We start from the raw sequence: 11,593 nt of genomic DNA, 5'->3' as shown, positions 1-11,593 counted from the left end.
GTCCTTACCTGCGTTTGCAACGGGCTTGCGGGGCGTGATGGACACCAGCATTGTGGAAGACAGATGATAGTTAAGAGTTCTATTCAAATCAGTCAGCAGCATGCGATAGACAATTTCAAAACGCGCGGGTACCTTGGGCGCTTCCAGTTGAACTCTGTAAGTATCCTGACCCGCAGCAAAGCTGATAAGCTCGTTCAGATCGTTCTTCACGGTGCGTCCATCAGGCAGCACGTAGTTTGCGATGTGAGTACTGGAGGTAATGGGAGACGGCTGTGCTCCGGGCCCACCCTGAATACGTACAGCATTGTTAAAATCTTTCTCCGGTGCCCTGTTCAGGCGAACGGAGAAGGTGCCGGTCTGGCCCTGCTGAATACGGATGTTCTGGGTGCTATAGCCAACGGCCAGAGGGTCGTTATCGGTAATGTTGAAGGTGTGCTGAACCGGCTGAGTCAGGTTGACTGAGCCACCATTGCCAACACGTTCAGCGCTGATAACTTCCAGAACATAGGCTTCGTTGGCTTCAGACGCCGTGTCATCAACAACAGTGAACTCTGCGGAAGCCTCTGTATCACTTTTGTTGAAGATAAGGGTGACTGTGTCGCTTTTTTCATCTTTCCAAACAACACCGCCAGAGTGATTTCCCTGTGTGGAGCGAAGCTTCATACGCACACGGAGAGCTGCGTCACGGGGTGTGTCCAGTTTTAACTTGACTTTGACCTTGTCACCTTCGGTGATTTTAGAGGGCAGAGTGGACGATCCCTGGTATTCAAAATGAGCTGAGAGTTGATCAGCATCATGTAGACCATAGAGTACATCACCAGAGCCGGGTGTTGTTATTATCTCTCCCTTGGTATTTCGAGTAACAAAAATATGAGACTCATTTTCCTCAATAATACCGTCCTTTCTTGGTATCAGTTGGATGGTGGTTGAGGTCTGTCCGGCGGGAATCGTGAACGGCCAGCCGGTTTTTCCTTCGGGAAATATCCAGTCGTCCGGGTTGGTGGCAAATCGCCGAATCGGGTGAAGAGTTATTTCGCCAGTTGTCGGTTTATTCAGTTTTTGGCGTAATTTGATGGTAGCCGGGATACTTTTCCCTTCCCGTACGCCACCGTTACGGTCAAAAGTAAGGATTACACCGGTCAATGCGCCAACTTGCACAGTAAAACTTTGGGTTGCCTCCCCAGTGGGGCTCTTGGCCGTTACTGTGATCGTTGCGATTCCGGGTTTAAGGCCTTCCACACTCACCATGCTGCCACGGGAGCGGACTTTAACTACATCCTTTTTTGATGAAGAAACTTCATATGTCAGAGGGTCGCCAAGGGGGTTGACAAAGTTGGCAGCAAGATCACGGGTGATGGTTTCCGATTTCTCTACAACCATATCCGCTACAGATCCTACTGTGCGGGGAGGGGGAAGTATTATGACTTGAGTCCCTTCCTCAACAGGTGGAGCTGCTGGAGAGAATTTGCCACTGTTTCCATTGGAATGGCTGTCAGGATCAGGTGCTGCCTGGAACTGGGCCAGTGCACTTACAGGCAGAAGACCTATAAGTACAGGTATACCCCCTTTCAGGAGAATTGATCGGATCTGTTGCTTCAACATCGACTACCTCTTGAGGAAACCCAGACTCTGCTCCTGTTTTCAATGCTCTGTTCCGGTCTTGCCGTACGGAATTCAGGGCGAACAAAACCACAGAACCTGATGGCTGGTCCGGTGGTGGTTATTGAAGTTCAGGTATGCAGTTGTCTGAGTGCAGACCGCTGGAGTTGAGTGCGGCTTCAATTTCTTATTCTTATGAACACATTGTGCTTTTCATGATTGTGGCAAGTTGTAGAAATACAGAATCAGGGTACGCAGGGAGGCTTGTTGCGGGAATCCACAGAAATGCAAAAGTGGTTGGTCGTTTATATCATTTTTGCAAATAAGGTCGGTGTGAAGGGCTGGTATGCTTGAATAACTGAAGACTTGTCAGGGTAAATCCACCGAAGGAGAGAATCTTTCGGTGGGTGGTCTTATTGCTGCTTGAGAGTTTCCACAAACCGGCGGGATTCATCAATCGAGCGCTGCATATTCTTCATCAGCTTTTCGATATCCGCCTTAATGCTGCCAAATTCACCTTTGAGTGCGCTGATAGCCTGAGCATTGAGGTTGTGCTTGAGATAAAGCACCTGGTCCTGAAAGGCATCAAGAACCGGCTGCATCTGTTTTTCAGTCTTCTCAAGGTTGGCCAGCATTTTCTTGTATTGACGACGGGTATCGTTCAGTTTTTTCTGGCTGGCGCGTTTGAGATTGGCGTTGCTGTAGAGTTCCAGTTCCTCTTCCCACTCCTCGAACAGAGCTTCGGACACATTTTCAACGCTTTCGATACGGTCGCGGACATTATCGGCTGCCGCGACGCTGTTTTCATATTCACTGTTCAGGTTATCGTAAAGTGCTTCCAGGTTGCCGCCATCAAAGCTGACGACACTGCGGAACTGATCCAGGGCGGACTGAAACTGCTCTTTGGCTTCTTCCTGGGCATCCTGGGTTTCCTCAATACGGTCTACCATAATGTCCCGTTTGTGGATGCCGACTTTCTCCATGGCGCTGTAATAGGTGGTCTGGCACCCGGTCAGAATCAGGGAAGCACAGAGCGCTACAGTTGCGGTAAGGGTTTTGGAATTAATCATCATTCTTCCTGATCGCATCTACCAGTTCCTGATTGCGTTTGTCTGCAAGGTGGCTGTTCACAACGAACAGGGCATGAATGACACCGGGAATCCAGCCCAGTAAAGTCAGTAGCAGGTTAAGAAGGGCCTGGATGGGTTTGCCGCACAACAGGACAGCGATAGGAGGCAGCAGAATAGCAAGAAAGTAGCGCATAGAAAGTTACCGCCTTAAGCGATTTAAGCCTTTGATTATTAGATTTGTCAGAAGTATCCATCGCCCAACCCGGCAATTCAAGAATATGGATGCTTTTCTTGCTGTAGAGCATGGTCTGGAGCGAGCTTTGGGGGAAGAGGTGATACAGTTGCAGAACCCGGTCCCGGGGCATTGCGTCATGGCTTATGTAGTGGAACAATCATCCGGTTGTCGGCGAAAAAACAAGCCATACCTATGCTTGACCAAGCAAAGCAAAGAACGATTGCCAGTGTGTTTGTCCGTTCTTCCCTGAAAGGGGTGGAACGTCGTGGAATGTCCTCTGAGTCTCTGCTCAGGAAGCTGGGTATAGATACGGATGTTCTGGTCAATGATGATATGCGGGTGGATCCGGAAATCTACAGCGAGCTCGTGCAGTTAATCTGCCTGACCCTGGATGATGAGTTCTTTGGGCTGTCCGGCAGCCGATGCCCTCCTGGGGCTTTTGCCATGATGGCCCAGGCATGTATAACCTGTGCCACCCTGGGAGATGCTCTGCGCCGGAGTATTCGTTTCTTTGAGATGGTTGCCTCCAGTTTCCGTTACACCCTGTCCTGCCAGGGAGAAGAGGTCAGCCTGGAAGTCGAGCATATTGAGCCTGGTGATATTGATGACAGCTTTCTTATCGAGACCCTGTTTATCTGCCTGATACGCTGGAGCAGCTGGATGGTTGGCCGTCACCTGCTGCTTAACCGGGTTGATTTCTGCAGCGCCGAACCCCTGGAAGCCGATGAGTACAGCCTGGTATTCCCCTGTTCCCGAAACTACCGGCAGCAGTCCAACAGAATTGTTTTTGGTTCCCGCTATCTGACCATGCCGGTTGTGCAGGATGCCCGTTCCCTGACCGATTTCCTCTCCGCTGTTCCCGGCAATATGCTCACCCGTTACCGGCACGATGACAGTCTTTCTTCCCGTATTCGAAGACGATTGACCAATATGCAGTATGAAGAGCTGCCGTCGTTTGACGATATCGCCGAAGCTCTGAATATGTCGACCCAGACCCTTCGGCGCCGACTGAAGAAAGAGGGCAACTCTTACCGGGAAATAAAAGACAGTATTCGTAAAGATATCGCTGTTTATCACCTGTTACGCCAGGATATGTCCATAAACGATATTGCTGAAGTTACGGGATTTGCCGAGCCCAGTACATTTCACCGGGCTTTTAAAAAGTGGACAGGACTGACCCCCGGAGCCTGGCGGGAGGAGCATATTGCCGCAAGGGGCAAGCGGCAGGTGGCCACGAGTGAAACGGCAGCAGAAGTGCCTGTGGGATAAAACCTCTCCAATTGAGAGAGGTTGTTAGAGCCTGTTCACAATCTTTCGCTTTTCACGAAAGACCATGAACAGGCTCTTAAACATGGAAAAATAGGAGTATTTATCTGAAGTTGAACAGATTTACCTTAACATGGCTTCATACCTGATACTAAGCATACGTTATAAGGGCAAACCATCTTACCATGCACTTTCTTTCCACAATTCATGAGGACTCCACAATGACAGCACCTTCCCTGATCTTGAAAAATTGCCATAGCTATACATGCTGGAAACCCTACAATAGAATCACAGGCTCCACATGCTGCAAAACAATTAACACAATCCATCGTGGCCGGCTCTGATGTATTGTCAGACAGCGAATCAGGCTGCAGGTCCGAATGGGAATCTGCAATTTCAGGTTGTAAATTCAGGTCTCTGGTTCTGTAGTAAGCAAGAGAGAGGGTTTCACTGTCCTGAGAACCAAAAATACCTACATATTTTTTTTCTTTCAGGTACTCAACTTCCTGTAAAACCACTTTGGGGTTATCACGTCTCAGCTTTTTGAGGACTATATTTTTAGCTGCATGCTGGGTGCAGTACATTTCACTCCAGCTTGATACGGCGTAGTCACCGATAAAAATATTCTGCCCGCAATCGAATAGCTTTTTCCCAAAAATTCCCTGACTGATTTTTACCATTTTCCTGGAATTAATAGTTTCAGGGGAGGGGTCCACTGTACAGACTGGAGTAATATCATCAAATCGAAAAGACTCAACAAGCTCACAATCACTCACGGCATAAGATAGCTGGAAACAGACTGCGAGAATTAAACCCAGAAAAACTCTGGCAATAAAAAAAGAGAGAATATGATTAGTTCTGGATACTCTCATAAAACACCCCTCACTCTACTAAAAGGTCTGCTGGTTACAAGGCGCGGTTAGTTTAGCTGAATATCTCTTTTGGTCTGTCTTATCACCTGTTACGTCAGGATATGTCCATCAACGCTATTGCTGAAGTTACGGGGTTTGCCGAGCCCGGCACATTCCGCAGAGTTTTTAAAAAGTGGACTGGGCTGACTCCCGGTGCCTGGCGTGAAGAGCACATGAAGAGCACATATTGCCGTAAGGGGTAAACACCAGACGACTGTGAATGAAGGGACAGCAGAAGCACTTGTGGGATAAAACTTTATCTGTTTATTACATTGAATGTGTCGTTTGCAGAAACACATGACCCTGCCTATTTTTGAACAGGGGAAGTCTCAGAAAGGGGTTATCTAATGCAGAAAATACCTATTCCTATTAAGGCTGTGTCGGTTAAGGCGATGTCTATTAAAAAAAGTGTCTTTAAGAGTGCGCCGTTTGCACTGTGCCTGTTCTTCTCTTCGCCACAGACCTCTATGGCCCACTACTGGTTCCCATGCCCTGGTGACAAGGATTCTGTCTGTGCAAGCGAGAGATATTGCCCGAAGTCCTATTATTCTCTCTGTACCAGCCCTGGCTGGGGTACAGGCTGTGGAAGTGTAGATGGGGACGGTGTGCTTTGGGTGCCGGGTCTCTGTATGAGTGCCGGTAATGACGCATATCCTGTTCACTTCAAATTGATGTCTTCAAAATGGAATCTTGTTCCTCCGGCAGTATTATCGGGGGAGGATCAGAGGTGTACATTCCAAATGGAGTAAGAGTAAGTGTCGGTAATGTTATTGTAAGAATCTTATCTGATCCTTCTACTGAGTATTGCTTTTTTCATGATTAAGTGTGGGCAATATTCTTTGCTCAGGGCTGTTTTTATGCTGTAAACAGTGGCTGCCGTTGGCAGTGAGATATTATTGCAGGGAAAATGCCTTTCTTTCAGAGTATTGTCTTCTTTCTTTCTGAAGTGTAATGATTTCCATCAGTGAGAAATGCCGGGTACACTGAAAAGAGAGATACAGGAGGGAAGGGCATTATGATAAGCAAGAAAAGTTCCAGCTCCGAGAATGAATTGATAAGGCATCAGGACTTGCTGGAGAGGTTCCGGGATTCCCGGCAGACTCCCAGAGAGTTTATTTCCCAGTGCCTGAAACGGGGTATGGTCTCAGGGGCTGATGCTCTGGAGTTAATGACCGTACTTAAGTCCAGTGTATCCACCCGCTCTTTTGCGCTCGCTGATTTGAGTGATGATGACCATTTTCGCCTGGGACTGTATGAAACCACCCGGGAAGACAGCGAAAACAATCCGGTTTTCGTTATCCAGTTTGATAATGCCCTGACAGATCAGAATGAGGACATTCAGGAGCTTCTGGAGAGTTTCTCCCGTGATCTGGCGGAGATGATCTCGGAAAAGCAGGAAATAGAGGAGCCTGCCGAATTTGATCCCCACGCCACCCGTAAGGAAGCCATGGATACCATTCTGGAAAGCCTGCCGGTCGACTCTGCACGCCACTGATTATTTCTCCAAAATAACCCGCTTCACCAAATAACAGCTCCTTTTTCCGGGGCTGTTATTGTTTCTGTCTCTGCAGTTAGTGCTCCTGAAGAAAAGCACGCTGATGATTTATGAATAATTATCAGGGGAAAGAAGGCGATGCAACAACTTGGAATTGGTTTTGCTATCTCCCAGGAATTGTTCGCAGGAACAGCAACGGATGAGACAGATTCAGTGAAACCCGGCTCGGGAACGCAAGGGGGGCGATCTGTCGCAAGTACTCATAGTTGCAGGCAGGAGGGTATCTGGGGAGAGACAAAACGCGAGTGCCATTTGCTCAATGGCAAAAGCCTTGATGAGCTTAAAGCCATGACAGCAGCCCCCCAGACCTATCTGGGGCGAGGCTATAACAGCATTGTTTATATGGTCAGATCCGTCGATGGTAGTACCCCTTATGCCATGAAAGTGAGCCTTAATGATGAAGATAAAGAGGCAGAAGACTCAGAGGAAGATGTCAGCCTGCTGACTTATTGGGGCCTGTGGGACGAGGCCGATATCCTTAAGCGCTTGAGCCATCCCAATATTATTAAGTTCTGGGGATTCTACGGGGATGGGGTTCATGCCCACCTAATGCTGGATTATGTTCCGGAGAGCCTGTCAGATCTTCTGGAAGATGGGCGGGGCGGAGATATGTTTGAACGTCTGGCTCTGATCAAGGGGTTGTTGTCAGGGCTGGCTTATATGCATGGAGAGAAGGTTTATCATAATGATTTAAAGTGCGATAACCTGATGATAAACGAGGCACTTCCTCCGGAGCAAAGACTGAAAATTATTGATTTCGGCGCCAGTTGTACGGAAGGGCAGCATATAGTAATGACGGAATATCCTTTACACCTTGATCCTGAAAGTAAACATATGGTCGATGAGAAGTCGGACGTTTTCAGTGGCTGCGGTGTGATAATTTCCCTTGGTCGGGGAGAAGTCTGTGATGCGCTTTGGGCGTTTCAGGAGGGGGCTGGTGGTGAAGAAAAGAAGAAGATCAGTATTTTCCGGGAAAAGGGCAGGATTTGGAAAAAACACCGTAATGAACTGGTAGACCCCACCCTCGAAGACAGCGACAGGCTGAGCGCTTTGGAATTAATAAAAACAGTTGCGCTGCCCGGTCTTCATATAAAGAGGGCGAAGCGCCCCGATTTATCAGTACTGAGGGAGAGAGTGGAGCAAATTTCCCAGCGTCTTGAACAAACTGCAAAAGCAGAAGCCGCTCCCATAATCCCTTTCAGCGTGGCCAGGAAAAGGCAGGCTTTTCAGCAAAGCCCCGCAGTGGAAAGCAAACGCCCAAAAGCATAACACGGGATCCAACTGGCCTGTAACCTGATCTATCAGGTCATTGTTTCTGGGCTCTTCTGCCATTGAGACTCCAGCCCTCTCCGCTATTTTGTATGGCACACATGAAAGGGAAGGAACATCCAGTGACTGAAGCCTATATTTACGATGCAATCCGCACCCCCCGTGGGCGGGGTAAGAAAACCGGTTCTTTATATGAAGTGAAACCGGTCAATATGCTGTCAGATCTCCTCAACACCCTTCAGCAGCGTAACGGGTTTGAAACCGATGCTGTGGACGATATTGTCCTTGGCTGTGTATCCGCCGTGGGTGATACCGGCTGTGATATCGCCAAGGTTGCCGCCATGAAAGCCGGCTGGAACGATGATGTAGGCGGTGTCACCCTTAACCGTTACTGCGCCTCTGGGTCGGAAGCCGTAAACCTCGCGGCTATGAAAATCCGTTCCGGCTGGGAACAACTGGTTGTGGCTGGTGGTGTGGAATCCATGTCCCGGGTTCCCATGGGCAGCGATGGCGGTGCCTGGATGATGGACCCGGAAACCAACATGGCGACAGGTTTTATGCCCCAGGGTATTGGCGCTGACCTGATCGCCACACTGGATGGTTACACCCGTGCTGACGTAGATGCCTACGCCACCCAGTCCCACAAAAAGGCGGCGGCGGCCTGGGAAAAGGGTGCGTTCTCCCGCTCTGTTGTCCCAGTGAAAGACCTTAACGGCATCACCATTCTCGACAAAGACGAATTTATTCGCCCGGACACCACCGTTGAAGGTCTTGCCGGCCTGAAGCCTTCCTTCCAGATGATGGGTGAAATGGGTTTTGACAGCGTAGCCAGGGAAAAATATCCACAGGTTGAAGCCATTGATCACGTTCACCATGCCGGTAACTCTTCCGGCATTGTGGATGGTGCCACGGTTCTGCTGATGGGTACTGAAGAAGCCGGTAAGAAAATGGGCATCAAGCCCCGTGGCCGGGTTGTTTCCACCGCGATTGTGGGTACAGATTCCACCATTATGCTAACTGGCCCGGCTCCCGCTGCCCGTAAGGCCCTGGCCCTGGCCGGCCTGACCTTTGAAGATATTGACCTTTACGAAGTCAACGAAGCTTTTGCCTCTGTGGTTATGCGCTTCCAGAAAGAGAGCGGTGTGCCCTGGGAAAAAATTAATGTAAACGGTGGTTCCATTGCCATGGGGCATCCCCTGGGTGCCACCGGTGCCATGCTGGTTGGTACAGTACTGGATGAGCTGGAGGCCCGTAATCAGCGCTACGGTCTGGTGACCCTGTGTGTAGGTGGCGGTATGGGTATCGCGACAATTGTTGAAAACGTTGCTCTTAAAAGTTTGACAGAACGGGCATAAGGGAGAAGGGAACATGACATCTATTCGTTACGAAAAAGACGACAAAAATATTGTTCACCTGGTTCTCGACCGCCCCAGCGGTTCCGCCAATGTGATGGACGAAGCCTTCCAGAAGGATTTTCGGGAGGTCAGTCACCGACTGGTGGAAGAAGCGGACTCTATTAAAGGTGTGATTCTGCGCTCCGCCAAGAAAACTTTCTTTGCCGGTGGTGATCTGAGCCTGATTATCAAGGTACAGCCGGAACAGGCGGAAGAGTACTACAAGACCGTTGAAGAGATGAAAGCCTGCATGCGCCAGATTGAAACCCTGGGCAAGCCGGTTGTCGCGGCCATTAATGGTGCGGCTCTTGGCGGAGGCTGGGAACTCAGCCTGATGTGTCACCACCGCGTTTGTCTCGACGACGAGCGTATCAAGATTGGTTTGCCGGAAGTGACCCTCGGCCTGTTGCCCGGAGCCGGTGGTGTTGTGCGTACGGTTCGCAAGCTGGGCCTGGAAGCCGCATTCCCGTTGCTGCTGGAAGGCAAGCAGATGCCTCCCTCCAAAGCCATGAAGCTTGGCCTGCTGGATGAGCTGGCAACCGATGCCGACGACATGCTGGCCAAGGCTGTCGCCTGGATTGAAGCCAACCCGGAAGCTGCCCAGCCCTGGGATCAGAAAGGCTACAAGATTCCCGGCGGCACTCCTGCCAACCCAGCCATGGCCCAGAAGCTGCCTATCGCTCCGGCCATGCTGCGTAATAAAACCAAAGGCTGTTTCCCCGCGCCAGAAGCAATCATGAGCGCTGCTGTTGAAGGTGCCCAGGTTGATTTTGATACCGCCCTGCGTATCGAAAGCCGTTACTTCACCAAGCTGGTGATTGGCCAGGTCAGCAAAAACATGATTGGCACCTTCTGGTTCCAGCTGAATGAGATCAAGGCCGGTGCACGCCGCCCTAAAGAGTTTGAAAAGAAGGCTGTAAAGAAAGTAGGTGTACTGGGTGCCGGCATGATGGGCGCGGGTATAGCCTGGTCTGCCGCCAGCGCGGGTATTGAAGTGGTACTGAAGGATGTTTCCCAGGAGTCAGCTGACAAAGGCAAAGCCTACTCCGCTGGCATTCTGAAAAAGAAGCTGTCCCGGAAGCCTGCTTCTGAGAAAAAGAGTACAGAAGCCAAGAGCGAAGCCATTCTCTCACGCATTACGCCAACCACGTCTGCGGAAGACCTGGCGGGTTGTGATCTGGTGATTGAAGCCGTATTTGAGAACCGTGACCTGAAAGCTACGGTAACCAAAGAAGCGGAAGCCCAGCTGGACAGCACTGCAGTATTTGCCTCCAACACTTCAACTCTGCCTATTACCGGTCTGGCGACGGCTTCCGAACGTCCGGAAAACTTTATCGGTCTGCACTTCTTCTCCCCTGTGGATAAGATGCCCCTGGTAGAGATTATCTGCGGCAAGAAGACCTCCGATGAGACGCTGGCCCTGGCTTACGACTTTGTCCTGCAGATTCGCAAGACGCCGATTGTCGTTAATGACAGCCGCGGTTTCTTCACTTCCCGTGTGTTTGGCACCTTTGTGAATGAAGGCGTAGCCATGCTGGGTGAAGGCGTACCGGCTGCTGCCATTGAGAACGCAGCCATACTGGCGGGTATGCCGGTTGGCCCTCTGGCCATTTGTGACGAAGTCAGTCTGGAACTCACAGCGAAAATCCGTAATCAGACCATCAAAGATCTGGAAGCGGAAGGCAAAACTTACGAATCTCACCCCTGCGAGGCTGTGATTGACCGTCTGCTGGGGGAAGAGCGTTATGGCAAGGCGAAAGGCGCTGGCTTCTATGACTATCCCGAAGGTGGCAAAAAGCATCTGAGCCCGCTGCTGAAGGATATTTATGGCGGCGAGAACCTGATGCCTCTGGCGGATATTAAAGAACGGATATTGTTTATCCAAGCCATCGAAACCGTACGCTGCTACGAGGAAAATGTTCTGACCGCTGTTCGTGATGCCAATGTGGGTTCTATCTTTGGTATCGGCTTTGCTGCCTGGAGTGGTGGTGCTCTGCAGTACATTAACCAGTATGGCCTGCAGAAGTTTGTTGCCCGTGCCCAGGAACTGGCTGCCAGCTATGGTGACCGTTTCACGCCGCCAGCCCTTCTGGTTGAAAAGGCTGAGAAGGGTGAAATCTTCGAGGATTAATCCCTGAAAACTGAAACAGCTATAGCTGTTTTTTCTCCGGCCCCGCTATCACTTTGAGTGGTAGCGGGGCTTTTATTGACAGTATTGCCAGCCCCTGGCCAGGTCCGGTGATAATGCGTGAAAGCTCAGGGTGTAGCAGTCTGCCTTTTTTCTTTCATGGTCT

The 11,593-nt window shown here is 50.2% G+C and carries 10 protein-coding genes; 6 read left to right on the top strand and 4 right to left on the bottom strand.

Going from position 1 to position 11,593, the window contains the following annotated elements:
• The 3 genes from ACY2RQ_RS17960 to ACY2RQ_RS17950 all read right to left on the bottom strand — a co-directional run.
• Window positions 1-1,602: hypothetical protein (locus ACY2RQ_RS17960; protein ID WP_490114377.1), on the bottom strand; the 1,602-nt coding region annotated here is incomplete at its 3' end.
• Between the two features lie 410 nt (window positions 1,603-2,012).
• Window positions 2,013-2,687: a DUF2959 domain-containing protein gene (locus ACY2RQ_RS17955; RefSeq protein ID WP_490114376.1), complete on the bottom strand. Its 675-nt coding sequence runs from the start codon at window positions 2,685-2,687 to the stop codon at window positions 2,013-2,015.
• Window positions 2,662-2,862, bottom strand: a complete 201-nt coding sequence (locus tag ACY2RQ_RS17950; protein ID WP_490114375.1) for a YqaE/Pmp3 family membrane protein — start codon at window positions 2,860-2,862, stop codon at window positions 2,662-2,664. The genes ACY2RQ_RS17955 and ACY2RQ_RS17950 overlap by 26 nt, the downstream gene beginning before the upstream one ends.
• A gap of 234 nt (window positions 2,863-3,096) precedes the next feature.
• Between ACY2RQ_RS17950 and ACY2RQ_RS17945 the strand changes: the two genes are divergently transcribed.
• On the top strand, window positions 3,097-4,173 hold the full coding sequence (locus ACY2RQ_RS17945) for an AraC family transcriptional regulator (RefSeq protein WP_490114374.1): 1,077 nt from the start codon (window positions 3,097-3,099) through the stop codon (window positions 4,171-4,173).
• Between the two features lie 125 nt (window positions 4,174-4,298).
• On the opposite strand, the gene ACY2RQ_RS17940 is transcribed toward ACY2RQ_RS17945, so the two are convergent.
• On the bottom strand, window positions 4,299-5,042 hold the full coding sequence (locus ACY2RQ_RS17940) for a hypothetical protein (RefSeq protein ID WP_490114373.1): 744 nt from the start codon (window positions 5,040-5,042) through the stop codon (window positions 4,299-4,301).
• A gap of 56 nt (window positions 5,043-5,098) precedes the next feature.
• Between ACY2RQ_RS17940 and ACY2RQ_RS17935 the strand changes: the two genes are divergently transcribed.
• The 5 genes from ACY2RQ_RS17935 (at window position 5,099) to ACY2RQ_RS17915 (ending at window position 11,430) form a co-directional block, all read left to right on the top strand.
• Window positions 5,099-5,284: a helix-turn-helix domain-containing protein gene (locus ACY2RQ_RS17935; RefSeq protein ID WP_490114379.1), complete on the top strand. Its 186-nt coding sequence runs from the start codon at window positions 5,099-5,101 to the stop codon at window positions 5,282-5,284.
• Window positions 5,285-6,096: 812 nt separating this feature from the next.
• A complete protein-coding gene (locus ACY2RQ_RS17930; RefSeq protein ID WP_490114372.1) occupies window positions 6,097-6,576 on the top strand; it encodes a hypothetical protein in 480 nt (159 codons plus the stop codon).
• A gap of 138 nt (window positions 6,577-6,714) precedes the next feature.
• The gene (locus ACY2RQ_RS17925) at window positions 6,715-7,905 is read left to right on the top strand and encodes a protein kinase family protein (RefSeq protein WP_490114371.1); all 1,191 of its coding nucleotides are present in this window, start codon (window positions 6,715-6,717) and stop codon (window positions 7,903-7,905) included.
• 122 nt (window positions 7,906-8,027) lie between these two features.
• Window positions 8,028-9,260 (top strand): acetyl-CoA C-acetyltransferase, encoded by a 1,233-nt coding sequence (locus ACY2RQ_RS17920; RefSeq protein WP_490114370.1) that lies wholly within the window; start codon window positions 8,028-8,030, stop codon window positions 9,258-9,260.
• 13 nt (window positions 9,261-9,273) lie between these two features.
• Entirely contained in the window at window positions 9,274-11,430 is a 2,157-nt protein-coding gene (locus tag ACY2RQ_RS17915; RefSeq protein WP_490114369.1) for a 3-hydroxyacyl-CoA dehydrogenase NAD-binding domain-containing protein, read from the top strand.
• The last annotated feature ends 163 nt before the right edge of the window (window positions 11,431-11,593 follow it).

Source organism: Parendozoicomonas sp. 209JJ7-1 (assembly GCF_058147085.1).
Note: the sequence above shows the minus strand (reverse complement) of the source record. Positions and strands in the feature narration are given on the sequence as shown.

What these genes read in the sequence shown, in the direction of transcription:
- ACY2RQ_RS17955 (WP_490114376.1), bottom strand. Translation starts at nt 2,687, where the DNA reads ATGCGATCAGGAAGAATGATGATTAATTCCAAAACCCTTACCGCAACT.
- ACY2RQ_RS17950 (WP_490114375.1), bottom strand. Translation starts at nt 2,862, where the DNA reads ATGCGCTACTTTCTTGCTATTCTGCTGCCTCCTATCGCTGTCCTGTTG.
- ACY2RQ_RS17945 (WP_490114374.1), top strand. Translation starts at nt 3,097, where the DNA reads ATGCTTGACCAAGCAAAGCAAAGAACGATTGCCAGTGTGTTTGTCCGT.
- ACY2RQ_RS17940 (WP_490114373.1), bottom strand. Translation starts at nt 5,042, where the DNA reads ATGAGAGTATCCAGAACTAATCATATTCTCTCTTTTTTTATTGCCAGA.
- ACY2RQ_RS17930 (WP_490114372.1), top strand. Translation starts at nt 6,097, where the DNA reads ATGATAAGCAAGAAAAGTTCCAGCTCCGAGAATGAATTGATAAGGCAT.
- ACY2RQ_RS17925 (WP_490114371.1), top strand. Translation starts at nt 6,715, where the DNA reads ATGCAACAACTTGGAATTGGTTTTGCTATCTCCCAGGAATTGTTCGCA.
- ACY2RQ_RS17915 (WP_490114369.1), top strand. Translation starts at nt 9,274, where the DNA reads ATGACATCTATTCGTTACGAAAAAGACGACAAAAATATTGTTCACCTG.